This window comes from Bacillus sp. NMTD17, assembly GCF_002998735.1.
Taxonomy (GTDB): domain Bacteria; phylum Bacillota; class Bacilli; order Bacillales; family Bacillaceae; genus Bacillus.
The window spans coordinates 401,518-427,858 of the sequence record NZ_PVRH01000003.1 but is presented as its reverse complement, the minus strand read 5'-3'; the positions used below and the strand labels follow the sequence as shown (position 1 = coordinate 427,858).

The window sequence follows — 26,341 nt, the reverse complement described above, 5'->3', positions numbered from 1 at the left end:
GAATCTTCCGATTAGACTATTGACATATTTTAGAAAACATGTCCGTTGAAATGACATTTTACTGGTGATACGGTGAAAGAGAAACCAAGTGAAAAAGGAGCGTTCATAATGAAAGTGAAAGAAAACTATGTCAATGTCATTCCAATGAAAGAAATCCGTTCTACCGATGACCTTCTTTTCCCATTCCCTATTTACAATGAGCTACGTGCGCAGAGTGATATGAGATATGATGAGACAAGAAAGTGCTGGGATCTCTTTCGATATGCGGATATCCAATCTGTTCTCAAGCAGCCGAAAGTGTTCTCCTCACAGCGAGGAAGAAGCACCTCGAAAACGAGTATTTTAACAATGGACCCTCCAAAACATACAAAGATGAGAGCACTCGTGAATAAAGCATTCACGCCAAAAGCGATCAAGCAATTAGAAGGTAAGATTAAAGACCTGACACATGACCTGCTGCAACAAGTCAAGGATCAACGTACGTTTGATATCGTGCAAGATCTAGCAGCTCCCCTTCCTGTGATGATTATTGCTGAGCTTCTCGGTGCAGAGGTAAAAGATAGAGATCTGATTAAGAAACATTCTGATGCCCTAGTGGCAGGTGCTAAGGATGAATCAAAAGAAGCCATTCAGGCAGTTGTCGATATGCAGAAACGCGCAGAGGAAGAGCTGTCCGCTTATTTTGCTCACTTAATCCAAAAACGAAAAGAATCCCCTGCTGATGACCTGATCTCACTTCTCATTCAAGCGGAAATCGATGGTGAGCGTTTAACCGAGAATGAACTGCTTGGCTTTTGTATTCTATTACTTGTTGCTGGTAATGAGACAACGACCAATTTAATTACAAATGCAGTACGACTGCTTACAGAGCAGCCGCATATCGCCGAAGCAGTACGGCAGGACCCCTCTCTTATTCCTCAATTGACCGAGGAAACATTACGCTATTACCCGCCTGTTCAAGCCATTGGGCGAATCGCGGCCGAGGATGTGGAGATTGCAGGCTCAAAAATTGAAAAAGGTGACTATCTCATTAGCTGGGTCGCTTCTGCAAATCGCGATGAACAGAAATTTGACGATCCAGATACGTTCCGCCTTGACCGGAAATCAAATCCTCATATGAGCTTTGGCTTTGGCATTCATTTTTGTCTCGGTGCACCGCTTGCCCGCCTTGAGAGCAACATTGCCCTTGAGGTTTTACTCCAGACGTTTCAAGACATCACCTGTGCGGCAGATCAGCTAAAACCCATTCAAAGCACATTTGTTTTTGGGGTAAAAGAATTTCCTGTACAGGTCACCCGTTTTTAAAAGTCCCTTTTGAGGGGCTTTTTCATTTTCTTCAATTCATCATCTCTTTCTTACCTTCCATCTCCGAACATGCTAAAATAAAGTCCATACAAAGTGATAACGGATTGCAGAAAGGGAGCCAAAAATTCATGACCGATTATACAGCAATGAAAGACGGAATATTCAAATCAGTTTGTTCGTTAGATTGCCCGGATCAGTGCGGTCTTTTGATACATAAAGAAAATGGAAAGATCGTAAAAGTGCAGGGAGATCCAGACCACCCAGTTACCCAAGGCAACATATGCAACAAGGTGCGGAATGTCACAGCCCGTTTATATGATGAAAAACGGCTGACCACTCCTTTGAAACGTGTTGGACGCAAAGGCGATGGTCAATTTGCACCGATTACGTGGGAAGAAGCCATTGAAACCATTCGTCAAAAATGGACAAAGCTGATTGAAGAAAAAGGTCCAGAAAGTATTCTGCCTTACAGCTTTTATGGGAACATGGGCAATCTGAATGCAGAAGGCATGGACCGCCGCTTTTTCTATCGTCTTGGTTCAAGTCAGTTAGACCGGACCATCTGTCAGTCAGCAGGAACGACTGGCTATAAATATACAATGGGTGCAAGCATCGGGACAGACCCAGAAGACACCATTCATACGAAACTATTTATCTTTTGGGGCATCAATGCTGTGTCGACCAATATGCACCAAATCACCCTCGCACAAAAAGCGCGAAAGCAAGGAGCAAAGATTGTCGTGATTGATGTTCACAAGAACCAAACCGGACGGATGGCAGATTGGTTTATTCCGCTTCGACCTGGTACTGACAGCGCACTTGCCCTTGGCATCATGCATGTCCTTTTTAAAGAAGGACTGACAGATGAAGCCTTTTTAGAGGAATATACAACCGGTCATAAAGAGCTGCGCGAGCATGTGAAGCAGTATGATCCAGACACCGTTGAGGGTATCACTGGGGTTTCTAAAGAGGACATGCTTACACTTGCGAGAATGTACGCAGAGACATCGCCATCTCTCATTCGCATTGGCAATGGTTTGCAGCACCATGATAATGGCGGGATGAGTATTCGAACCATTTCCTGCCTCCCTGCCCTGACTGGTCAATGGCTCTACAAGGGCGGCGGTGCGATGAAATCAAACTCTTCTTTTCTCAGCTATAATGAAACCGCTCTTCAGCGGCCGGATCTATTAAAGGACCGCACGCCTAGATCATTTAATATGAATCAGCTAGGCAGTGTGCTGACGAATGCAGCGCCTTCCATTGATTCACTCTTTGTCTACTCGTGCAACCCAGCCGTTGTGACACCTGAAGCAAATAAAGTAAGAGAAGGTTTGCTGAGAGAGGACTTATTTACAGTGGTTCATGACCTATTTCTGACAGAGACAGCTGCGTATGCAGACATTGTCCTGCCGGCAACATCCGCTTTTGAAAATGAGGATTTCTATACATCATACTGGCACCATTATATTCAAATTCAAGAGCCGGTGATTGAACGCTATGGAGAAAGTAAATCCAATACGGAAGTGTTCCGCCTGTTAGCCCATGCGATGGGCTTTGAAGATGAAGCCTTCCGCGAGACAGATGCGGAGCTCATGGAACAAGCCCTTCACCATCCGGAAAATCCGCATTATGAGGACATTTCGTACGAAGCATTAAAAGAAAAGAAATGGATCAAAGCAAAACGAGGACCTTTCCAAGACTTAAAGCTCTCTACTCCAAGCGGGAAAATTGAGCTTTATTCTGAACAAATGAAAAAAGACGGCTATCCAGCACTACCAACCTATGTGCCCCTCTATCAGGAAAGCGATTATCCGCTTACCTTTATACCGGGACCGAATCATAATTTTCTTAACTCGACCTTCTCACTTCATGAAAAGCATCAAAAGCTTGAGAAGTTTCCTAAGCTTCATATGAATGAACAAGATGCAAAGGCAAGACAGATTGAAGACGGTGACATGGTGCGTGTGCTGAATGACCGGGGAGAATGTGAGCTGGTCGTGTCAGTCGGTCAAAATGTATTATCTGGTGTTGTGGTCAGTCAAGGATTATGGGCTGATCAAAAAGGCAAAAAGCATTTAGTCAATGGATTAACACCAGATCGCTTGGCAGATATGGGCGGCGGCGCGACGTTCTTTTCTGGCAGAGTGGAAGTTGAAAAATTATCATAGACAGAAGAAAAGCCAGCAAAAACTGCTGGCTTTAGATTGTTGACAAAGTGCTAAAATGATTTTTATTTTAGCACTTTGTCTTCTTTTCAGCGTGATAGAAAACCTTTGAAGTCTAGGAAGGGCGAGCACTGGCGCGGAGCGAATTTAACATTCGTGAGCACCAGCGCGCAGACCTGACAACGAATGCGAGGGTTTGTCTACACGCTGAAGCCAGCAAAAACTGCTGGCTTTTTTTCATTTGATTTTATCGAATAATCAGCTGGTTGGTCATCACATTTGCACTTCCGTTGCTTCGGTAGCCTTCTACAGTTAATGCTGTTTCATACATTTTCCCCATTGGCATACCTAGGCTTTCCCATTTTCTGAAATGCTCACTGACGGATACAGTTCCGCTCGTACGTTTTGTTTGACGTACACTCCAATATTGCTTAAAGGTAGCATCCCCAATAATAGAAGGCTGGTTGACACGTAGCGTTTCATAAATGTCATATGTGCCTCCATCGGCATAAAATGACCCTTTATACGTTCCTGTTGGGCGATATGTGCCCCATGACTCAACAATGTAGTATTCAGCTAATGGAGATTGTGTCCAGCCATAGACACATAAGTAGGAATTCCCGCCTGGGTTAAAGGCTGCGTTGTAATTGATGGAGATGTTGCCAAGTTGATGATGAGTTTTAGTGGAATCAAACTTCTTCCCTTTTCGAAACAAAGCATTTCCAATATTGTTCCATTGTGCGCTAAATGCTCCGCCATTATTGAGTGTCATTGAGGTATTTCCGTAATCCTTCCATAATTCAAAATCGTATCCGCTGTGTGTGCCTATTCTATTATCATAAATCGTTTCCGCATGAGCTGGTACAGCAGTCAGTGTCAGCACAAATCCAATACACATCACAAACAACAGCCTCAATCTTTTCAAATTCATTTTTCATCCCTCTCCTTTTTTCATTCATATTATTCTGCCTTCTCTAAGATGAAACGAGCCCATCACCTCCTTTCATGTAACCTTTCTTGCTAGACAGAACGGTATTGTTCTAACCCGGCATGGATGTCTCTTGTTTGTGTATAGATCTTTTGATACAGATGAAATAGATCAGCATATATACTTGCATGCTGCTGCTCTGGCTCATAGACAGCAGCTTGATGAATAAACTGATCTGCACATGCCTCAAGCGATGGATACCATCCGCAGCCAACGGCGGCCAGCATAGCTGCACCTAAAGCAGGCCCTTGTTCATTGTCTAACTGGATGACCTCAGCCTGAAAAATGTCTGCTTGCATTTGAAGCCATGTCCGGCTTCTCGCGCCGCCCCCAATGGAGACAATAGAATCTATGTGTTTCCCTGCTTGCCGGAATAAGGCGATGGATTCATTTAACGAGAAGGTAATCCCTTCTAGCACAGCCCTTACGATATGTGTCCTTTCATGTCTGCTGTCTAATCCAATCAAGCTTCCACGAACGGTAGAATCCGCATGAGGTGTTCTCTCCCCGACTAAATATGGCGTAAAGAGCAATCCATTCGCTCCTGGCGCGACATCAACCGTACCCTCTAAAAGCGATTGGAACGATTCCTCTGGAGCCAGTAAGTGTTTTACCCAGTTAAGGCTATATCCTGCTGAAAGGGTGACACCCATTGTGTAAAAAGCGTCTTTTTTTGCATGATGAAACAAATGCAAGTTTCCTTGAAGCGCTCTTTCATGATCCTCTTCGTAAGAGAGAATGACGCCAGATGTGCCAATGCTGCATAACGTGCGGCCAGAGGATAAAATGCCAGCTCCAATTGCTCCGCAAGCATTGTCTGCCCCGCCAGCAAAGACTTTTGCACCCTCTTCGATCCCCGCCTCACGTGCAATATGCGGCAATAGTGTACCGACCTCATCCTCTGATGAGACAAGCGGCGGACAAATATGAGGAGGAATATCAAATGCCTGACAAATCTCTTCACTCCACTTTTGCTCTCCAATATCTAACAGCAATGTGCCAGCCGCATCAGAATGATCGATATGAACAGACCCTGTTAAACGAAATCTGACATAATCTTTCGGGAGTAAAAACATGTCGATTTGTTGATCAATTTCTGGTTCATGTTCCTTTACCCATAATAATTTTGGCAGTGTAAATCCTTCTAGCGCCTGATTTTTCGTGATCTTTTGCAGCCGTTCCCCCAGCTTTTTTGTGATGCGTGTACATTGCGCTGTCGTTCGTGTATCATTCCATAAAATCGCAGGGCGGAGTACCTTGCGGGATTCATTTAAAAGAACCAGACCATGCATCTGTCCAGAAAAGCTGATGCCTTCTACTTTCTTTGAATGAACAGGCTGTCTTGCCATCAGTTCTTTCATCGCAGCCACTGTTTGCTCAACCCAATCCTCTGGGTTCTGCTCACAATATCCAGGTTTATCTTGAATGAGGCGGTAAGGCTTAGAGGCCTCGCAGCACACCTTTCCATTCTCATCTACTAATATTGCTTTGACTCCGCTCGTTCCAAGATCAATTCCCATCACATACTTCATGTCTTCACTCCTTCAAAACAGGTCCGCTCCTTCAATCAATCTTCTAACAAATATTGATTTAACCGGGCTTTCAACTGTTCCTCTCTTCCCGATTCGTTTCTGATCAAAGGGTGTTTGAGCGCATACTCTTCTAATGTATGAAAGTTTGCCTTTCCTTCTGAAATGTCACGGCCAATCCCTTCAGAAAAACTGCGATACCTGTGCTTTATCACATCTTCAAACACTCGATCTTCTATGAGTCTATGAGCGACCCGCAGTCCTTTTGCGAATGCATCCATACCCGCAATATGGGCATACAAAATATCTTCAAGCTCAAAAGAAGCTCTTCTAACTTTTGCATCAAAATTGAGACCACCAGTTCCTAGTCCGCCATTTTGCAGAATTTCATACATGGCAAGAGTTGTGGCATATAAATCTGTTGGAAATTCATCAGTGTCCCAGCCGAGCAGCGTATTCCCTTGGTTCGCATCCACAGAACCGAGCAATCCATGTATTCTTGCTACTCGTAATTCATGCTCAAACGTATGACCAGCAAGCGTCGCGTGATTTGCCTCGATATTCAATTTAAAATGTGAATCTAATCCGTATTGCTTTAAAAAGGCGATAGATGTCGCTGCATCTGCATCGTATTGATGAGTGGTTGGCTCCTTTGGCTTAGGCTCAATTAAAAATTGGCCAGTGTACCCAATTTCCTTTGCATAATCAACAGCCATATGCAAGAACGACGCCATGTGGTCAAGCTCTCTTTTCATATCTGTATTCAGCAGAGTATCGTATCCTTCTCGCCCTCCCCAGAAAACGTAGTTTTCAGCGCCGAGTTCTTTAGCTGTTTCGATGCCTTTTTTCACCTGTGCGGCCGCATAGGCAAAGACATCTGCATGACAAGATGTCGCTGCGCCGTGTACAAATCTAGGATGTTTGAACATATTGGCCGTGTTCCAGAGCAGCTTTACTCCGCTATCCCGCATGTATTCTTTCATTCTATCTAAAATGATGTCTAATTGTTGATTGGTCTCTTGAAGCGTATCTCCCTCCGGTGCAATGTCACGGTCATGGAAGGAAAAATACGGAACATCCAATAGATCAAAAAGTTGAAAGGCCACTTCCAATCTAGCTTTCGCTAAATCCATTCCGCTATAGGAGTCCCAGGCTCTCTGCATCGTGCCAGTTCCAAACATGTCTGTTCCATCTGCAGTCAATGTATGCCAATAAGCGACTGAGAAGCGCAGGTGATCTTTCATTGTTTTTCCGCCAATCATTTCGTTTGGATCATAGTGTTTAAAAGCGAGTGGATTTTTTGATTGTTTTCCTTCATATTGTATTTTTCCGATTCCTTCTAAGTTGTGTAACGTTTTCATATTTGAGTTAGCCATCTTTTATTCCTCCTATGAATATACTTAGTAAGTTGATTCAACAAACTAATGTTCAATCTATGATCAATTCACTTTGAATTTTCCATATTTTTTAGTTTTTTAGAAATATTTTCGTTATAATAAAGTTAAAATCATCCTTCTTACAGAATACAGGCGAACAAAAACAGCTTTTTTTCAACTTAATCTAAAGACGAAACAAATGGAGTGGATAACGTGGATATTGCTGATCAGAACTTTGTGAAAAAAATAAATCAAAAGCTATTATTAAAAGAAATTCTCCAGCATGCGCCAATTTCCAGAGCAAAATTATCTGAACGCACTGGGTTAAATAAATCGACTGTTTCCTCTCAAGTAAGTACATTAATGAAAGAGCATCTCGTCTATGAGATCGGTCAAGGTGAGTCTAGCGGCGGGAGAAGACCGGTTTTACTGATGTTTAATAAACGTGCTGGCTGCTCCATCGGGATTGATGTCGGCGTTGATTATGTCAACGGCATTTTAACCGACCTCGAAGGGTCCATTCTTCATGAAGAGCAGATCAAGCTCCCATCAAGCTCTCCTGATGTGACCATACGCATTTTAATTGAATTAATACAGCAGTTGATGGCACAAATCCCCTCTTCCCCATACGGGCTCATAGGTATTGGCCTATGTATACCTGGGTTAGTGGATGCCGATGAACAAATCGTGTTTACGCCTCATTCCAAATGGAAAAATGTTGACCTGAAAACAACGCTCCAAGACGCTTTCCAAGTACCCGTCTTCATTGAAAATGAAGCAAACGCGGGTGCATATGGTGAAAAAATCTTTGGCGCTGCTAAACACTATGATCATTTGATCTATGCCAGCATCGGCACTGGCATTGGGATCGGGATCATTATCAATCATCATTTATACAGAGGCTCATACGGCTTTTCTGGTGAAATGGGACATATGACCATCGACTTTAATGGACCAACATGCAGCTGCGGAAACCGTGGATGCTGGGAGCTGTATGCATCTGAGAAAGCCTTGTTTCAGTCCCTTCAAACAAATGATCAGCCCATCTCCCATCAAGACTTGGAACAGCTGGCGACGTTAAATGATATGAAAACGCTCAATGCCCTGCGCAACTTTGGTTTTTACCTTGGCGTCGGTCTCACAAACGTCCTGCATACCTTTAACCCGCAAGCGATTATTTTACGAAACAAGGTGATTGAAGCACAGCCAACGGTTTTACGTGTGATTCAAGAGGAGGTATCCTCAAGGATAGATACTCAATTCAGTTCACATGTAGAGCTACTTCCTTCGTCATTAGGACACAACGCACCGGTATTAGGGATGACATCTTTAGTCATTGAAGCTTTCCTGCAAGATGCCACCCTCTCACCATGACAGGTTCATAGATAAAAAAGACAGCTCTTAGCGTGTTGTCTTTTTTATTTATCTGTTTCCTCATAACGGAAATAGTTGAAATCAGCAGGAAGACGCTCGCCGCTTGTATCCTGGCACTGCATGCCGACAAATGCCCCTGTAAAAAATCCCCCTCCTCGAATGAAGTCATCGGATAAATGGCTTGATTCAAATGACACATCAATTTCCTTCCATTCTCTTTGATCAAAAGAATAAGAATAGGTATATGTCTCTTTCTGAACGGTCACTTTTAAATACACATACGTGACCTCCTCTGGAATGACGATTTTTTGTGTCAACGGCTGAGAAAAGGAAAGGTTTTGACAGACAGATAGTTCAAGAATGCGGCCAAGTTCCTCGTCATATGTCACCTGAAGCGCTGTCCAATTTTCCGTATTATAATAATTCACAAGACCAGCGGCTTGCTGAAAATTCTCTGGAAAGAACGACACAGCTGTCTCTGCTTCAAAATAAAAGCTTTGCCAGCGCCTTGCAACGAAAGCTTGGGTAAACTTAGATGTTAGAGATTCCTGACCGTATAACCTTAAATGCTGAGGTTTTTCCGTTAATGAACCGATCTGATCAGTAAAAGGGATTCTTAATGTTTGGAAGTGTCTATTTAACGTTGATTCTTTAAATTCATCGACTGTATGGTGTGTAGGAGCAAAAACCTTTTCGTTTATCGCTGGCGCTTCAACCTCCAGCGCCCCCTCTTTTCCGCCCACAACATACGGCCAGCCATCCTTCCATTCGAGCTTTTGAATCGCTGTTTCTCTTCCTAAAGGACACCACCCTCTCTGTTGAAAAATAGATTCCTTGCTTGATTGAATGGGGCGGCCAGTGAGATGAGCCAAATACCATTCATTTGTATGCGTTTGAACGATGGAAGCATGCCCGCATTTTTGAAGCGGATGTTCAGGTGCGTGAAAAGCACTTAAAATGGGGTTATCAGGATGAACCTCATAAGGCCCTTCAATCTGCGAGGAACGGGCAATTGTTGCCGCATGCTCGTACCGGGTACCTCCTTCTGCTGTTAATAAATAATAGTAATCACCAATGTGATAAAGATGCGGCGCTTCTGTCAATTTTATCGGCGTGCCTTTAAAAATGACCTTCCGCTGACCAATGAGTTTCTTTTCCGTCACGCTATATTCCTGCAGGGCAATACCCGCAAATGAATGGTGCTTTTCCCTATGATCCCACAGCATATTTAAGACGTATTTCTTGCCGCTTTGATCATGAAATAAAGAGGGATCAAAGCCAGAGCTATTGAGACGGACCGGCTCACTCCAATCACCATCCACTTCACTTGCCGTGACCAAATAATTATGACCATCTTTAAATGGACCATCCACTACTTTGATATTTGAATAAATGAGCCAAAACTGACCATCTGCATAGCTTAGGCACGGTGCCCATACTCCGCCAGAATCAGGATTCCCCTTCATATCCAGCTGCGACGTTTTTTGCAAAGGACGCGCAGCAAGCCGCCAATGGACTAAATCCCTCGAATGATAAATTTGCACCCCTGGAAACCATTCAAATGTAGAGACCGCCATGTAATAATCTTCTCCTACACGGCAAATACTTGGGTCCGGGTTAAACCCTTTGAGCACTGGATTGGTAATTTTCATTCAACTTCCTCCTCTTCACGACCTACATTTTAAAATCATCCATATGATCGATATATACTTGATCCCTATTCTCAAGCTCCCTTACAACTTTTTTGTGTTTTTCTTCATCTAGGTTGTAAAAATTAATATCAATCATCGCTAAAATCAGTAAGCATACAGGAATCACCGTTACCGTAATTAAAATGCCAAGTAATGCTTCTGGTGTCTGCATTTGGTTCGCGACATAGCCAAATCGATCGAGTACAAGCCCCGGCACAATCCCGCCTAACGCCATCCCAAATTTAAAGAAGAACCCAATGACCGCGTAGATGAGCCCGCCCATCCTTTTCCCTGTTTTATATTCGCCATATTCAACAGTCTCTGGAATAAGTGCCCACATGTAAGCACCGGCTGTAATACTCCCCGCAGCAGCAACGAGCCTGAAAATCAGTATTAAAGTGATTTGACTCGGCGGTATCACAAGTAATGCAAGAAGACCTACGATATTCAGCAATAAAGAATAATTCAGCAGCTTTTTCTTTCCTAACAGCTTGTGCAGCTTAGGAATAAACGGCAGCACCATTAAAGCTGGCAGACTGCCAATGAGTCCGTACCATTTCACTAAATCTTCTCTGCCAAGGTTATACGTCACATAATAGATCCCAACAGAGTTGCTGATCGAGTTCACACCAAAAATAATAATAAAGAAAATGCTTAATACAACAAGCGGACGATTCACTCGCAACTGGACAAAGATATCACTGAATTTAATCTTTTCCTCTGGCTTTTGAAGCGTGACACGTTCATTCGTGCTTTTAAAACAGAAAATCAGTAATGCACCGCCAAGAACGCCGAGAAAAGCCATCGTCATCTGCCAGCCGAGTGCTGTATTACCTGTCGTATCACTTAAAAAGGTCGCAAGAAAAGGAACAAAAAAAGCCACAACTAGACCGCCTAGATTGGCAAAAACCATACGAACGGACGTAATACTGACAACCTCTTGGTTATTTCTTGTCATTGCGGAAGTTAAAGCACCATAAGGAACGTTGATGAATGTGTATGTAAGCGATAAACCAACATACGTGATGTAGGCATAAATGAGTTTACCCATTTCGGAAAAATCAGGTGTTGTAAAGCAAAGGATGGCAAGTACGACGAAAGGAAACGCACCGAATAACAAGTAAGGTCTGAACCTGCCAAAACGGCTGTTCGTCCGGTCCACCAATGCACCAATAAATGGATCTGCAAGCGCATCGATGGCGCGAACAACCAAAAACATCGTCCCTGCTGCTGCCGCTGATAAACCGTACACATCTGTATAAAAAAATAATAGATACGTAGAGACAGTTGCATAAATCAAATTACATGCGAAATCCCCTGAAGCATATCCCACTTTTTCAGACATACGAATCTTCTTTAAATTCTCACTAACCATGAGCTTTCTCCCTTCTTCACTTAGCCTCTTCTAACGAACAGATGATGGAGGGCAGCAGCAATCAATGCGGGAAATATAAAGCGCTTTCAATTCGTTGTAAAAATGTAGCTGAACATCTCATCCTTTCAGCTTAGCCCATTTAAGCAGCAAATCAGTTGAATGACGGAATCATCTCCTTCAATATAGGAATCAATGCTTGAAATCCATCTTAGTTTATTGACCAAACAAACTAAGTTGAATTCATTTTATAAAATCTGATCTGACTTTTCAATATTTTTTGAAAAAATAATCCAAATAATCGATTTTTTGTCATTCATCTTGTAAAATGACATGAAAATCTGAAAGAATTCATTTAATGGTTGCATTCAAGCTCATCCCATGCTATATTAATCAAGCGATGAGCTGAATTGTGTAAGTCGGGTAACATGTCTCTTTGAGACACACACGAATGTGGCGTGTGGTTATTCCGCCTCAATACGCAAAAGACATCTTCTGAGGAAGATGTCTTTTTTCTTACCCTATTTTTGTTCCATTCTCAACCGGTTCATCTGTGGCTAGCAAAACCACGTCTTCTTTTGATGGCATGCCTCCTAAGACAAGCACTTCTGATTTGAACCCTGCAATTCTTCTTGGCGGGAAATTAACGACTGCTACAATTTGTTTGCCGGTAAGATTCTCCGCTGTATAACGCTTTGTCAGCTGAGCACTAGATTGCTTTACACCAATTTCTTCACCAAAATCAATCTTGAGTTTCAACGCTGGCACTCTTGCCTCTGCAAATAATTCTGCTTCTATGATCGTCCCAACACGAATATCTAACGCCAAGAACTGTTCAATATCTGCCATATGACTCTCTCCCCTTCACGAAAGGTAACGTAATCTATTGATTATCCATTGTAGCACATTCATTTCGTCAAAAAGGAGGTTCAAAAAGCCTATTCAGCGCTAAAATCTCCCTTTTAGTTTACATAATAAATTTATAGTCGTGTATTAAATGTTTGCATCCTGAAAATGAATTCAGTAAAATGGCAAATAATCCTACTGCTTCCTCCCGAATATATTGGGGAGGGTTAACACTTGTTTACATTATCGGATATGTGGACGTTTTGCTGGTCGTTTTTCGTCATTCTTCCTATCGTTGCCATCCTTCATCAGCTTGGCCATATTGTGGTTGCGTGGATGTTTGGGGCAAAGGTTTCCTTTGCTCTTGGCAGAGGCAAAAAAGTGTTGAAAGTAGGCGTCGTTGAAATTAGACGAATCTATTTTCTAGATGCATTTTGCCACTATGAAGAAATGAGGAAAAATAACCGATTTTCGCACATTCTTGTCTACTTAGGCGGTTCATTATGCAACCTGCTCAGTGTTCTCATACTGAATACAATGATCGCCAATGATTTCCTGCCAGAGCACCAATTTTTCTATCAATTTGCTTACTTCTCAGTCTACTATGTATTTTTTGCACTGCTGCCAGTCCAGTATGCAGATCATCATCCGAGTGATGGGCAAGCAATTGTGAACATCATTCGGCACGGTGAACCATGTGACATCATTGACTAACATGATGACTTTCGCTGTCAATATGATAATGAATCGTTAAAAAAGGAATACCGAACAGCTTCATTTGGTGTACCGCTGTGAGACTTTGATCTGTCTCCGGCTTCATATGAAAGCTTTCTTCCATTGGCAGTTTCATGGTGATAAAAGGCGTATGTAAATACAATCCTTCGTCACCGGTACTGCCTTTTGGACGTGTGCTTTTTAATAGAAAGTCTTCCTTTTCATTAAAAGGCTTTAAAATGGCAGTCAGCTGAGAATACGGAAGCGGCAGCGCAATATTCATATAACCCGCAGCTGCATCGTGATGAAGAGCATAAAGTGCAAAAAAGACTTGCTCCCCTTTTGCGTTATGACGAATCCACGCACGCACATTCTCTCTTTCTTCCTTAGGGTGTTGAAATCTACAAAGACTTCCCGGCATTTCATAAGGAATACGAGATGACCCCAAATAAAGCTGACCTATTTTCTTAAAAACTGGCTGAAGTAAAAAAACAAAAGGCCTCACCCACCAATGAAAGCTGACGGCTGCTTTTAACGTAAAAGCCATAGGGTTCTCATAAAATCTGCGAATCACAGGTGAAACCCGATCAGCTGAAAATGTCGTTCCATTTAATTCATCAAGTGAATCGACTAAACCGAGCTTCTCTCGATCGTGCACTCTTTCCTCTTGAAAAGAGATCAAATGAAAGCGACCATGCACTTTCGAAATCGGAAAATCCTTCTGCTTCAATTGATCCTTCGGTCCTTCGATCACCCAGCCAATTAAACCTGGCAAAATCACAAAAAAAGCATTGATACTGCCATGAAACCAAATCATCTGATCAATGCTGATGTAGGTCACGCGCATAAGCATACCCGCTGAATAAAGAAGAGATAACACGATCGTCCCCATTAAAACAAAGCTAGAAAACACAACAAGACCTTTTGCGAAAGTTGACCGAAATCTTGTTTTCACACAAAGGATTCCATATATGTAGAGGGCAACCACATAAAGAATGACGCTGAATGTATCAAATAGACGGGAGAAGCTAATCCCAACAGCAATCATCACAGGCGACAGCAAAATCACCCAGCCCGCCGCTTTGTATAAAGCTGTCTCCTTTGTTCGCTGTCTCCCTAATAATCCATAAAAAAGCGGGATAAAAAAAGCCGAGTAATGAAAATGAATAGCGGTCAAAAGAACAATGATCGGCGAAAATGTCATCACCTGTATATCTGCTGTGTACAGCCAAAACCAAAGCCCGCCTAAAGCGATATACATCCATGCGCCATCGATCATCAGCTCATGAAGCGGAAAGATTCCTCTTTTCAGCAAACGAGCAAAGCCAAATAACGCCAACAGGAATGTATATAAAAGCCAGCCCGATGCAAACCAGGCGGAATGATAGATAAAAGCAGCGGTTGCACAAAGAGCCGCTAGTGGAAAGGCTTTCATTAAAAAGCCGATCAGCATCCCTGGCTTTTGTTTCTTCCCTTCTTTCTCAAAAAAGTGTAAGGCAGCGGGAAGAAAAAATAGAATCGCCATGAGAACAAAAAATTCTGCTATCGGACCTGTCATCAAACGGGTGGCGATAAAAAAAGACATAAAGATCAGACTGGAGGTCAAATGCCACTTATTCATCAGGAGACATCCTTTCTGTAAAACGGCCTTTATATGTAAAAAGAGTACCAAACAGGCGATTTTTCACGTGGACATCAATGGTATATTCACCTGCATCCTCATCGTAGCCTTCCGTTACATCTGACACACCATAAAGCCATGAAGGCAGCGGCCATTCCCTGCCGAACATCAAAAACTTCTGCCGGCCGGATTGAATGTGCAGGAAACCATGCTTTGTTACTGTAAAATGAAGCTCTGACACAAGAAGTCTAGGCTTTCCAAAGTAGTCTAGGACTGTATGACTCTTCTGATCAATGATCATATCTGCATCAAAGTGCCGCTCCTTCTTTGGGAAATAAAACGTTCGATACCAGTGCATCCCTTCCTCCCCCTTATTTGTCACAAAGGGCTCATTGACAATTTGGAAAGGAATATCTTTTCCTCTCTCAGGGAAAAAACAACGAAACAATGGACCAATTCTGAAGATCAATCGAATGAGTCTTGACCCGCCGCCTATCTCCCCCATGGTGCCTTCAGCAGAAAACGCGCGGTTGTATCTCTCTTTTAGTTTTGGATGCAGCTTATCGTAATCCTTTACTTGATGACGATGAACGACCATGTCTACCTCCCCTTTTTCGTTTGATGGAAAATACATCTATACAATCTCTTAAATTGATCATACCTGCAATCGACAAGATGAAAAATGCACTCATCACAAGCGGCTCATGAAGCGTCGTTTGCGGGGATAGGATCCCTATACAAAGCATGATCAGAAAAAAAATGCTTTGTAGAATGAAAAGATATTTTTTTGATAGCTTAGGAATTAGCCATGATACACCTAAAAGCGCATAAAACAATCGAAATCCCATGCTATGATCAAAAGCAGAATGTGAAAAAGGGATGACCGCTTGGCATAGCCAGACGATGGCAAACAGCAAACAAATCCCGTAATGAGCAAGTGTTCTCTCTAGTAATAACCGAGGATGCGTTCCCTTTTCAAGCCACGTCTTTAAAGCGCCAAAACTAAAGGCCGTCATAAATCCTATCATCGGGCGAAAAAGAATCCGGTCTGCCCATGTCCAACCTTTTCCTTCTTTCGTTTCGTAATCAAATTGAGTTTGAAATACAATGTGATCGCTTGTTTTCATATACTTCCAGTAGCCACTGCCTTCTTTGATAAAAGACAATGGGTGTGACGATTTGAAATTAAGTGAGGATGCCCGCTCATTCCGTTCATCCATCATTCTTGTTCGATACGCTCCTGTCCCTGTGACACTTAAACCAAACCCAAGATGCTTTTCATACAAAAAGGATTGGGGCTGTTCATTTTGGGGTTCATTTAATGAAATGGTTGAAAAACGCAAATCCCACTGTTCATGAAGCTTTGGATTTTGCGTATATTCCCAGACTTTCTCTATAGGTGCATGAATGGTTGTTTCCACATAAACAGGCTTTCTTTTCATCTGCCTCTACTCCTCTATGTGAATTATTTCACATAATAAGCATACCATGTTTCACAAAACTGTCAAATCTTTATTCGTTTTCTGTTAAAAAAATTCTTCAAGACGGCCGCCCTTTTAAGATATCTATTCACTGCAAAAAAAAGACCTGTCAATGAGACAGATCTTCTTTTTGCAACACACCTGAGATATAAAGCCTGACCGCATAGCTCACACTGTCTTCAAGCTGTTCTTTTCGTTGAAATCCCTTTTTATTTGAAATATCACCGAAGCCGTGCAATAAGCTTCTTAGTCCTCTTACCACATGTGTCATCTCTTCTTCTTTTACACCAAAGCGGGACATGATGGATTGGACAAATTCAGCAAGGCGCTCTGCCTCGCTTCTTACTTTTTTCTCATCCATATGTGAAAAGGCAGCTTCATAGAGACCTGGATGTTCCCGGACAAATTCAACATACTGCCTGGCGAAGGCTAAAACAGCTTCTTCTTTATCCAGCCCCTCTGTTACGTGTATGCCTTCTTCACAAAGCATGGACAGCCCTTTTACTGCGAGTGCCGCCTGAATCTCATGAAGACCGGATACGTGATTATAAAGGGAAGGCGGTCTGATGTTCAGCCTTTTAGACAATGTAGCAATGGTCAATGCAGAAAACCCCTCTTCATCAACAAATGCAGCTGCTGTATCCATAATTTTTTCTTGCGTGATACCCATTCTTGGAGACACGGTTTACTGCTCCCCTTTCTTCAGCTGCTGCTGCCTTTTACGAACTGCAGCTTGCAGCTTTTCATGAGGTTTTATGATGAGATCGCCATGTCCTGCAGCAAGACAGGATAAGCGAAGTGCCAGTAATTTTTCGGCGCTATTGAGTGCGGTTTCTGCATCCCATGTAGCAAAGGCCGGGAACGGAAAGGTCCAGCGAAATTCACCCGTTACTGATAAGCCGCCTTTTGTTACAAGGGCATCCCCAGCAATCACAACTCCTGACCTTCCATCGTATAAGGAAATGCTGCCAGGTGTGTGCCCTGGTGTCGCAATGACTTTCAGCGGCCCAATCTCATCTCCTTCTTCGACAAGCACATCCGGTTTTGTGTGAATATTTCTCGAAAAACTGCCTTTGATTTTTTGCTGGGGTTCGCCAGGAAGCAAGGATAAGTCACCCTCAAATAGGCGGGCATCGCGTTTTGATAAATAGACGACTGCCTCTGGAAAAACTTTTTTCACTTCATCTAATGCGCCTATATGATCCATATGACTATGGGTGAGAATAATTTTGTGTATGGGTTTGTTCTTTTGACGGGCAAATTCGATAATCGGCTTTGCTGCCATTTTTAAAGCAGCATCAATTAAAATGAGCCCATTCTCTTCCTCAAATACATAACAATTTACCGGAAATAATCGCGGCATCAATGTGAGCTGGTGCAGACGGTCAAAAGTTGTCAATCTCATCAAGTGTCCCCCTAAAACTAATATTGTTAGTTTTATATTAACTAATACTATTAGTTTTAGCAACTATTTTTTCATCGACCGCAATATAAATATCAATTTGCGCTTCTTTTGGATCAATAGACCTTTCATCGTACCATTCAAAATCCCCTGTATATGTGCGAAAATAACGCTGATCCCAATTCCAAATCTGCTGCCATGTTTCAAGCACAACTTCTTCAATCGGCCCCTTTCTCGTTCGAAATCTTGCGTACGTGGACGAGGGAATCTCTTTTACATGTTCTAAGTGCTGATCCACAAAGTGTCCCGCTGTGAATAAATAAGAGCCATGCTCATCTTTTTCATAATCTGAATACAGCCCTATGACGGGCGCTTGTCCCCCGTGAAGCTGCTGCGCAAAAAATTGCTGCCAAAGAGGTGCAATCTTCCGCTCTTTTGTCAGCTCCATTTCGTTTGTTGTTCGAACAGACAACCCTTTCATCCATTGTTTCTCTAATGTCACGATATCGTACATACATTCTCATCTCCTTTTTTTCTATCATATAAAAAGAAACCTGACAACATTGTGTCAAGTTTCCATTCGTTTGAGAAATTGTTTCAACTGGAGATCAAACGCTTCTTTGACATGCTTTGGGGAAAGAATGTCGACATCTGGACCTAAATGGAATAGGAAACTATTTAACCAATCATCTTGAGGTACAGTGATGGTGGCAAGATAGCTTCCGTCTAAACATACGTTCAATTCGTTCTCATCCACCCATTCCTTCACTTTGCCCACTGATGCTTCCGTTAACCTGAGCGTGACAGAGCTGACCGATGGTTGTTCTTGCCAAGAGTCATTCCAAGGCTTCTCTTCGTTTTTGATTCTTTTCGGTTGGAAATATCCTGAAATGGTGACAAGACCCGTCATTCTGGTCAGCTTGAACAGACGAAAAGCTTTTTTCACACAACAAAACGCATACAAATACCAATGCCTTCCTTTTAAAACAAGCGTATAAGGCTCCACTTTGCGTGGAAGTGTTTCGCCTTTCGCATTGCGATAGGTGAACTGAATATATTGGTGCGCTGAGGCAGCTGTATGGATGAGCTGGAGCTTCTGCTCAGCCTGGCTGTCTTTTCCCCAGGAGCTTAAATCAATGAAGACATGATGCTGTTTTTCGCTTTCATCCGTATGCGTGGGAATGAGCGATTTGATTTTTTTCAGTACATGCTCACTTTCTTTAAAGGAGTACGCACTCGTCATGCTTTCGAGGGCTGTTAAAATGACCTCGATGTCATCATCGGTAAATAATTTTTTCTCTAAACGATAGTCCTCAACAAGTGAAATGCCTCCACCTGCTCCTTGGGTTGTCACAATAGGGATTCCCGCTTGATTGATGGTATCAATATCACGATAAATGGTCCTCACGCTCACTTCGTGGAGTTCAGCAAGATCTTTCGCCTGTACTTGCTTCTTGCTAATGAGCAGCATCACAATAGATAAAATGCGGTCGATTTTCATGACTTTTCCTCTTTTTCATAAATGTAGGTTTTGTTTTGATAAAAAAAGAAAGAATGGTAAAGATAAGTAACAGCCAGCATTCGTTTACATCCCTGCACGTGCAGGAGGAGGTTGCATCATGACACATAACGTGTGGCAGTTGTTCATGATTGGGAGCATTATGTTGATCTGCATCATGATTCGAATGAATCGAATGAGACGCTATCAGCTTGTACGCCCCATCAGTCTTTTGATGAGAATGTATATCTTTGGTCTCTCTGCCCTTATTCTCCTATCAGAAGGATGGCAAAATCACAGTATCTTCATCTATGCCGCTATTGGCATGCTTTTTGGAAGCAGCCTGGCTGTTCATGCCTATCAGACGATTCGAATGAAAGAAGAAAATGGCCGGCTGTATATGAAAACGAGTAAATGGATTGAAAGCTTCATTTTATGTTTGTTTTTATCCAGGCTTAGTTTTAAGCTGGTTGAGCTGACAAACCATTCGATGACCAAGATCAGTGTCGTTGAACTATATCAGCATATCGTGAGCGATGATGCGATGACCATGCTCAGCTTTTTTCTTTTAGCTGCTTACTATGTTGTTTTTTCTTATCACATGATGAAAGCAAGTAAACGATCGACACATGTGCATCATGCATAAAAACCTTCCTATAGGCGTAGGAAGGTTTTTTATCAATCGTGCTGTGCATGGTGAATCATCTGTTCAAGCACTTCCATCACATGCTGATCTTCAGGGCTGTAAAAAATCGAGGTCCCTGCTCGTCTAGATTTCACGAGACGAAGGTTTTTTAAAAAGCGCAGCTGATGAGAAACGGTTGATTGCATGAGATTCAGTGTTTCTGCTATATCATTTACCGAGTGTTCACCTTGAGACAGCAGGTGCAGAATTCGAATACGAGTCGGATCAGATAAAGCTTTAAAGGTTTGGGAGACAAGAAATAGACTTTCTTCATCCAGCTCCATCCGTTCCTGTTCTTGATTTGTATTCAGTTCTTCCTTCATTTTGCTTCACCTTTCTTGTCCGTCAAATCACGACTTATTCTCTGTATCATCATATACCAAAACGTCCGGCATGCAAAGCGGGCACACTTTAGAAAAAGGATTTACTCAAATAGCATTGACACTTGGTAGCATTCTTTTTAAAATGAGCATTATTTATTCATTTTTTTAGAGGAGCTGATAGGCAAATTGACTGAAGAGCCAAGACTAAAACGCAGCCTGACTGTCTTTCCACTTGTTGTGATCGGGCTTGCTTATATGGATCCACTTGTCGTATTTGATTCATACGGCATTGTTGCTCAGCTGACGAAAGGACACGTCGCTGCAGCTTATATATTTACGTTACTTGCATTACTATTGACAGCGCTTAGCTATGGGAATATGGTGAAGGCTTTTCCAAAAGCAGGATCTGCTTATACATATGCGCAAAAAAGTATTCATCCTCATGTCGGCTTCCTTGTGGGCTGGACACTTTTACTGGATTATTTATTTTTGCCTATGGTGAATTTTGCGATCGGAAGTGCTTATTTAACCGCAGCCTTTCCTGATGTACCTCATTACATTTGGATCATCATACTTGCTATCGCCATAACGACTGTCAATGTAATCGGTATTCGGCTTACAGCCAACATCACGGCACTATTTGTGACCTTCCAGGTCATTGTCGCCGTCACTTTTGTTGGGTTTGTTATTTATGGGCTCACACAAAACGCTGGAAGTGGAGAATTATTGTCCGCCCGGCCTTTTTATTCAGCGAGCTTAGAACCAGCGCTTATTTTTTCAGGAGCGACCATTTTATGTTTTTCGTTTCTAGGATTTGATGCAATTTCGACCATGTCTGAGGAAACCATTAAGCCAAAAAAGACGATCCCACTTGCCATCTTCTTAACCGTCGCCATTGGAGGCGTACTGTTTACCTTGACGTCTTATTTTTTGCAGCAGGTATTTCCAAATTTTCAACAGTTCAAGCATCCCGATGCTGCCTCACTTGAAATTGCGGAATTTGTGGGGGGCGCATTTCTCCATTCGTTCTTTTTAGCTGGCACAATGGTCGCTGTCATCTCTTCTTCTTTATCGTCACATGCAAGTGCAGCAAGGCTGTTATATGCAATGGGTAGAGATGAGTCGTTACCGAAGCGTTTCTTCGGATATATTCATCCGAGATTAAAAACCCCTGTTTTTAATATTTTATTAATTGGTGCTTTCTCCTTAACCGCAGTCGTTGGCGAACTTGAAGTCATTTATTCCTTTATCAGCTTCGGCGCGTTGATTGGATTCACTTTTGTGAACTTGTCTGTTTTTGCGTACTATTTCGTCAGACAAAAACAAAGAGGTGTACTCAATACATTGAGATACGCATTGATCCCTCTGTGCGGGACGGCCTTTTGTATTTGGCTGTTAACGAGCATCAGTACAAATGCATTAATCATTGGTATGCTTTGGCTGATTATCGGTTTTGTTTATTTCTGCTACAGATTGAAAACAAGACCCGAATTTACATTTGGGTATGATTGATTATAAGGTTTTCACTTGGTATCCTGTGCAGGATATGGCATAATAAAAAGGCTGTACTTCCCTTTTAAAAGCGGGGCAAAACAGGGGTGAACTGACCTTGAAAAAGAAAAAAACAGGATGTTTTGCCATTTCAGGCTGCTTCACGATTTTTCTGTTTGTTTTCGTATTAGCAGCCATTGTCATGTCCTTTAATCAAAAGGAATTAAAAAAGCTGCCGATTGATACGGAATCAATTGTTTTGTCGAGATTGGATGATTACAAGCCGCTTGTAGAAACAGAGCTAAGAGATCAAGATTTAGATCAATATACCGCGTTAATCCTCGGTATGATGTATCAAGAATCAAAAGGCAGAGGCGGAGATCCAATGCAGTCCTCTGAATCTCTTGGTTTGAAACGAAATGAAATCAATGACCCTCAGAAAAGCATTAGACAAGGAGTCCATCATTTTTCTACTATGTACAAGCATGGGAAGAAAAAAGGCGTTGATTTGGAAACCATTATTCAAAGCTATAATATGGGAATCGGCTATATTGATTTTGTTGCAAAAAACGGGGGAAAACATTCCGAGAAATTGGCAAAGCAATACTCCAAAAAGCAAGTGAAACAAAACCCCGAAGTCTATACGTGCGGAGGCAACAAAGATAACTTCCGCTATCCGTATTGCTACGGTGATTTCACTTATGCTGAAAAAGTAAAAGAAAAAACGAAAACAGTTGAAGAAAAGATGAAATTGGCTTCATCATCCACACCATCATCGTAAAAAAGCACTTCCGTTTAGGAAGTGCTTTTCATTTTATCGCTGTTCTTTCCCGATTTCCGGCAGGATCGTTTTCGCTAAATGCTGATCCATTTCCTCATAGTCATCATATTGAATCGTTTCATACAGCTCTTTTCTCGTTTGCATGTCCTTCAAAATTCCTTGCTGCGTCCCCTTCTCCATGATTTCTGTAAATAAACGCTCATACGCTTTTGCAGCGACTCTAAGTGATGACACAGGGTAGATGACCATCTGAAATCCAAACATCGAAAATTCATCTGCATGATAATAAGGAGTCTTACCAAACTCCGTCATATTTGCAAGAAGCGGTCCTTTTATGCTGCTTGACGCATGCGTGAAGTCTTCAGCTGTAATGAGCGCCTCAGGAAAAATAGCATCAGCTCCTGCTTCGAGATAAAGATTGCCTCTGCGGATGACATCCTCCATCCCGTTTACAGACTTTGCATCGGTTCTTGCAATCACTAAAAGCGTTGGTGCCGCTTGTTTGATGGCTTTGATTTTCGCGATCATCTCTTCTACTGGAACGAGCGACTTTCCGTTTAAATGTCCGCATTTTTTCGGCATTTGCTGATCTTCAATTTGAACAGCTGCCACCTTGCTCTCTACCATTTCTTTTGCCGCCCTTGCAGCATTCAATACGCCACCATAGCCAGTATCCATATCGACCAAAAGCGGCAGCTGAGAAGCTCGAATGATTTCCTTCGCTTTTTCAGCCATTTCCGTTGAATGGATCATGCCGAGATCAGGCAGTCCTTTGCTGGCACAAAAAGCGGCGCCAGATAAATAGAGCCCTTGGAAGCCCATTTTTTTTGCATAAAGCGCAGACATTCCATCGTGAACGCCTGGGATTTGAAATAAAGCTGATTTGTGCATTTGTTCTTTAAAGGCTGCGGCTAAATCTGCTTGACTTGATTCATCATTCACGATCCACACACTAGTTCCCCCTTATATGACGAATAGGTCCATAAATGCTGGTACGGTTGTTGTTTTTAATTGATTTGGATTTTGACAGAGTGACACAATTTGATCCACTTGTTTTTGTGGAAATCTTGTCTTCAAATGATAGACCCATTTCTTTTCAAGCAGCGGAATACCTTCCTGCCTTCTTCTGCGATGACCAAGTGGATATTCAATTTCGATTCGGTCTGTCATCGTCCCGTCTTTAAAGAAGATCTGCACACAGTTTGCTATTGATCTCTTTTTCGGATCTAAATAATCCGCTGTATATCGTTTATCTTCTTTGACGACCATTTGATCCCGGAGACGATCAATGACCGGATTTTGCGCCGTTTCTTCTTCATAATGGTCAGCTGTTAGCTCACCATAGATCAATCCAATCGCGGTAATATATTGCAAGCAATGATCGCGGTCTGCTGGGTTATACAGCGGCCCCTTCTTATCAATAATCCGAATCGCTGATTCATGTGTTGTAATCTCTACCCTGTCAATGTCATCTAGTCGATCTTTTACAGCGTCATGCAGCATCATAGCGGCCTCTGCAGCCGTCTGGGCATGAAACTCAGCAGGATAAGCAATTTTGAAAAGCACATTTTCTATGACGTATGATCCTAGCGGCTGAGCGAGTGTGAGAGATTTTCCTTGCATAAGAACATCTTCAAAGCCCCACTTCTCAGCACTGAGCGGCGTTTGATAGCCCATTTCCCCTTTTAGTGTCATCATTGCCAGTCTTACCCCGCGGCTTGTTGCATCACCCGCTGCCCACGATTTCCTTGATCCTGTGTTTGGGGCGTGGCGATACGTCCTAAGCGGAGAATTATCAACAAACGCTTGCGATAAAACATGCTGCACGTCTTCCTTTGTTCCGCCAAGCAATGCACACACAACAGCACTTGTTGCCACTTTGACAAATAGCACATGGTCCAAGCCATTTCGATTCAGACAATTTTCTAAAGCGAGCACACCTTGAATTTCATGTGCCTTGACGATCGCATGCAGTACGTCATTCATCGAAAGCGGCTCTTCACCGTTTGCAAGCCGCGTTCTGCTGATGTAATCACTTACAGCTAATATTCCGCCTAAGTTATCTGACGGATGTCCCCACTCCTCTGCAAGCCACGTGTCATTATAATCTAACCAGCGAATCATACAGCCTATATCAAAAGCCGCTTGAACAGGATCTAGCACAAACGAAGTGCCTGGAACTCTTGCTCCGTTAGGCACAACGGTACCAGGTACGATGGGGCCAAGATGCTTCGTACATTCCGGAAAATTGAGCGCCAGCATTCCGCAGCCGAGTGTGTCTATCAGTACATACCGCGCTGTTTCAATGGCTTCTTTGCTCGTAATCTCCCCGTCTACTGCATAGGCTGCGATTTCTTCCAATAGCTGATCCGTTTGATTGGCGACTGCTGTTTTATTCATGTTCATTCCCCCGTTTTTCTATCATCATCTGAGACTTTTAATCCTCTTGGCCCTAAATACCGGACTCTCGGTCTAAAAATGCGATTATGCAAATGCTGTTCAATGACATGGGCAGCTAATCCGCTAGCTCTCGCAGCAAAGAAAATCGGTGTATAAAGTGAAATCGGAATTCCGAGCACGTAATAAATAGGGGCGGCGTAATAATCAAGATTTGGATAGAGGTTTTTCTTCTCTTTCATGTATGCCTCGCCTGCTACACACATGTCATAAAGCGTTGTATCTCCCTTTGATTCCGTAAGCGTTTTCAATGATCGTTTTAAAAGAGCGGCTCTTGGGTCCATTTTTCTCATGTATACCCTATGGCCAAAGCCCATCATTTTTTCTTTTGCGGCTAATTTTCGCTCAATCAGCGCAAGGAAGCCTTCCGTTGTTTTTCCTTCGAGAAGCATGTGCATGACAGCTTCATTCGCTCCTCCGTGCAAGTCACCTTTTAATGAAGAAATCGCTCCAGTAAAAGCACCATACATGTCAGAATGTGTGGATGCGATGACTCTAGCGGCAAACGTTGAATTAGGCAGTTCATGTTCACTATATAATGTGAGAGTTTGGTCAAAAGCGGTGATTTCGTCTTGTGTTGGAGTACGTCCTGTTAGCATGGCTAAAAAGGTTTCAGTGTAGGATTTGGTCTGATCTGGAGAAATAGCGGCGTCTTTTGTGAGAATATGATAGCTTCCAGCAACAATGGCCGGCAGCTGGCCGAGTAATCGAACAGCACGCCTTTGCTGGCACGTTTCTGATCGATCATGTAATGCATCATCGTACCCACTAAGAGCAGATATGCACGTTCTCATGGCATCCATAGGATGAGTGGTTTTTGGCAGCTTTGTTAAAATGGTTTGAATGGTTGGATGTAAGTTGGTTTGTGAGGAAATGTCTTGCTGAAATTGGTGATATTCCATGGTATCTGGTAATCTTCCATAAATAAGCAGATAGGCTGTTTCTAAATAGGTCTTTTTTTGTGCCAACTCGATGAGGTCATACCCGCGAATTACAATTTCTTCTTGCTGCACATCTAAGTATGAGATAGACGTTTCGCTTGCCACAATGTCTTCAAGCCCCGGTTTATACTGCAGTTGTTCAGTCATCATACAACCCCCGTTTCGTTCAATTGTTGTTCTCCAAACGAGCAAACGGCCAGAAATGATGTGAGTCTATAGATGGGAAGATACCGTGCAAGCCGGATACCCAATTCCCATTTTATCCAAAGCACTGCCTCTTGTAAATAAAAGAACGTAT

General features: G+C 42.6%; 24 protein-coding genes. 7 read left to right on the top strand and 17 right to left on the bottom strand.

The window, feature by feature from the left end:
• Nucleotides 1-108: 108 nt before the first annotated feature.
• Both C6347_RS11920 and C6347_RS11915 read left to right on the top strand, forming a co-directional pair.
• Nucleotides 109-1,305, top strand: a complete 1,197-nt coding sequence (locus C6347_RS11920) for a cytochrome P450 (RefSeq protein ID WP_060596527.1) — start codon at nt 109-111, stop codon at nt 1,303-1,305.
• A gap of 128 nt (nt 1,306-1,433) precedes the next feature.
• Entirely contained in the window at nt 1,434-3,476 is a 2,043-nt protein-coding gene (locus tag C6347_RS11915) for a molybdopterin oxidoreductase family protein (protein ID WP_106047918.1), read from the top strand.
• Nucleotides 3,477-3,720: 244 nt separating this feature from the next.
• Here the strand turns inward: C6347_RS11915 and C6347_RS11910 are convergent, their stop codons facing one another.
• The 3 genes from C6347_RS11910 to xylA form a co-directional block, all read right to left on the bottom strand.
• Nucleotides 3,721-4,404, bottom strand: a complete 684-nt coding sequence (locus tag C6347_RS11910; RefSeq protein ID WP_034660895.1) for a glycoside hydrolase family 11 protein — start codon at nt 4,402-4,404, stop codon at nt 3,721-3,723.
• Nucleotides 4,405-4,493: 89 nt separating this feature from the next.
• Entirely contained in the window at nt 4,494-5,993 is a 1,500-nt protein-coding gene (gene xylB, locus C6347_RS11905; protein ID WP_106071663.1) for a xylulokinase, read from the bottom strand.
• Between the two features lie 35 nt (nt 5,994-6,028).
• Nucleotides 6,029-7,366, bottom strand: a complete 1,338-nt coding sequence (xylA, locus tag C6347_RS11900) for a xylose isomerase (RefSeq protein ID WP_060596530.1) — start codon at nt 7,364-7,366, stop codon at nt 6,029-6,031.
• Between the two features lie 213 nt (nt 7,367-7,579).
• On the opposite strand from xylA, the gene xylR reads away from it, so the two are divergent.
• Entirely contained in the window at nt 7,580-8,740 is a 1,161-nt protein-coding gene (gene xylR, locus C6347_RS11895; protein WP_106047919.1) for a transcriptional repressor XylR, read from the top strand.
• A 44-nt stretch (nt 8,741-8,784) separates the two neighbouring features.
• On the opposite strand, the gene C6347_RS11890 is transcribed toward xylR, so the two are convergent.
• The 3 genes from C6347_RS11890 to csaA all read right to left on the bottom strand — a co-directional run bounded on the left by C6347_RS11890 (nt 8,785) and on the right by csaA (nt 12,652).
• Entirely contained in the window at nt 8,785-10,392 is a 1,608-nt protein-coding gene (locus C6347_RS11890) for a glycoside hydrolase family 43 protein (protein ID WP_106071662.1), read from the bottom strand.
• Nucleotides 10,393-10,414: 22 nt separating this feature from the next.
• Nucleotides 10,415-11,806, bottom strand: a complete 1,392-nt coding sequence (locus tag C6347_RS11885; protein ID WP_066030781.1) for an MFS transporter — start codon at nt 11,804-11,806, stop codon at nt 10,415-10,417.
• 513 nt (nt 11,807-12,319) lie between these two features.
• On the bottom strand, nt 12,320-12,652 hold the full coding sequence (gene csaA, locus C6347_RS11880; protein ID WP_060596531.1) for a chaperone CsaA: 333 nt from the start codon (nt 12,650-12,652) through the stop codon (nt 12,320-12,322).
• A 231-nt stretch (nt 12,653-12,883) separates the two neighbouring features.
• Here csaA and C6347_RS11875 point away from each other — a divergent pair, with 231 nt between their 5' ends.
• Nucleotides 12,884-13,363: a site-2 protease family protein gene (locus C6347_RS11875; RefSeq protein WP_034660901.1), complete on the top strand. Its 480-nt coding sequence runs from the start codon at nt 12,884-12,886 to the stop codon at nt 13,361-13,363.
• Here C6347_RS11875 and C6347_RS11870 read toward each other — a convergent pair.
• From C6347_RS11870 to C6347_RS11840, 7 genes are all read right to left on the bottom strand, one after another.
• Nucleotides 13,353-14,984 (bottom strand): YndJ family protein, encoded by a 1,632-nt coding sequence (locus tag C6347_RS11870; RefSeq protein ID WP_106047920.1) that lies wholly within the window; start codon nt 14,982-14,984, stop codon nt 13,353-13,355. The two genes, C6347_RS11875 and C6347_RS11870, sit on opposite strands and share 11 nt — an antisense overlap.
• Nucleotides 14,977-15,582, bottom strand: a complete 606-nt coding sequence (locus C6347_RS11865; protein WP_106038613.1) for a DUF4166 domain-containing protein — start codon at nt 15,580-15,582, stop codon at nt 14,977-14,979. Before C6347_RS11865 ends, C6347_RS11870 begins: the two co-directional genes overlap by 8 nt.
• Nucleotides 15,545-16,426, bottom strand: a complete 882-nt coding sequence (locus C6347_RS11860) for a hypothetical protein (RefSeq protein ID WP_106037682.1) — start codon at nt 16,424-16,426, stop codon at nt 15,545-15,547. The genes C6347_RS11865 and C6347_RS11860 overlap by 38 nt, the downstream gene beginning before the upstream one ends.
• A 148-nt stretch (nt 16,427-16,574) precedes the next feature.
• Nucleotides 16,575-17,147, bottom strand: coding sequence for a TetR/AcrR family transcriptional regulator (locus C6347_RS11855; protein WP_034660905.1), 573 nt, complete (start codon nt 17,145-17,147; stop codon nt 16,575-16,577).
• A gap of 3 nt (nt 17,148-17,150) precedes the next feature.
• Nucleotides 17,151-17,870, bottom strand: a complete 720-nt coding sequence (locus C6347_RS11850) for an MBL fold metallo-hydrolase (RefSeq protein ID WP_034660906.1) — start codon at nt 17,868-17,870, stop codon at nt 17,151-17,153.
• A 37-nt stretch (nt 17,871-17,907) separates the two neighbouring features.
• A complete protein-coding gene (locus C6347_RS11845) occupies nt 17,908-18,381 on the bottom strand; it encodes a GyrI-like domain-containing protein (protein WP_034660907.1) in 474 nt (157 codons plus the stop codon).
• Nucleotides 18,382-18,435: 54 nt separating this feature from the next.
• Nucleotides 18,436-19,368, bottom strand: a complete 933-nt coding sequence (locus C6347_RS11840) for a helix-turn-helix transcriptional regulator (RefSeq protein ID WP_106037306.1) — start codon at nt 19,366-19,368, stop codon at nt 18,436-18,438.
• Between the two features lie 118 nt (nt 19,369-19,486).
• On the opposite strand from C6347_RS11840, the gene C6347_RS11835 reads away from it, so the two are divergent.
• Nucleotides 19,487-20,011: a CcdC protein domain-containing protein gene (locus C6347_RS11835; RefSeq protein ID WP_106037307.1), complete on the top strand. Its 525-nt coding sequence runs from the start codon at nt 19,487-19,489 to the stop codon at nt 20,009-20,011.
• A 32-nt stretch (nt 20,012-20,043) separates the two neighbouring features.
• On the opposite strand, the gene czrA is transcribed toward C6347_RS11835, so the two are convergent.
• Nucleotides 20,044-20,373 (bottom strand): Zn(II)-responsive metalloregulatory transcriptional repressor CzrA, encoded by a 330-nt coding sequence (gene czrA, locus C6347_RS11830; RefSeq protein WP_007500691.1) that lies wholly within the window; start codon nt 20,371-20,373, stop codon nt 20,044-20,046.
• Between the two features lie 186 nt (nt 20,374-20,559).
• On the opposite strand from czrA, the gene C6347_RS11825 reads away from it, so the two are divergent.
• Both C6347_RS11825 and C6347_RS11820 read left to right on the top strand, forming a co-directional pair.
• Nucleotides 20,560-21,885, top strand: a complete 1,326-nt coding sequence (locus C6347_RS11825) for an APC family permease (protein WP_034660910.1) — start codon at nt 20,560-20,562, stop codon at nt 21,883-21,885.
• A gap of 97 nt (nt 21,886-21,982) precedes the next feature.
• Complete coding sequence (locus C6347_RS11820; protein WP_034660911.1) at nt 21,983-22,645, top strand: lysozyme family protein; 663 nt, start codon at nt 21,983-21,985, stop codon at nt 22,643-22,645.
• Nucleotides 22,646-22,678: 33 nt separating this feature from the next.
• On the opposite strand, the gene prpB is transcribed toward C6347_RS11820, so the two are convergent.
• The 3 genes from prpB to mmgD are packed head-to-tail and all read right to left on the bottom strand — an operon-like array spanning nt 22,679 to nt 26,190.
• Nucleotides 22,679-23,596: a methylisocitrate lyase gene (gene prpB / locus C6347_RS11815; RefSeq protein WP_060596539.1), complete on the bottom strand. Its 918-nt coding sequence runs from the start codon at nt 23,594-23,596 to the stop codon at nt 22,679-22,681.
• Between the two features lie 12 nt (nt 23,597-23,608).
• Nucleotides 23,609-25,045, bottom strand: coding sequence for a bifunctional 2-methylcitrate dehydratase/aconitate hydratase (locus tag C6347_RS11810; RefSeq protein WP_060596540.1), 1,437 nt, complete (start codon nt 25,043-25,045; stop codon nt 23,609-23,611).
• Between the two features lie 2 nt (nt 25,046-25,047).
• The gene (gene mmgD / locus C6347_RS11805; RefSeq protein ID WP_106071661.1) at nt 25,048-26,190 is read right to left on the bottom strand and encodes a citrate synthase; all 1,143 of its coding nucleotides are present in this window, start codon (nt 26,188-26,190) and stop codon (nt 25,048-25,050) included.
• Between the last annotated feature and the right edge of the window lie 151 nt (nt 26,191-26,341).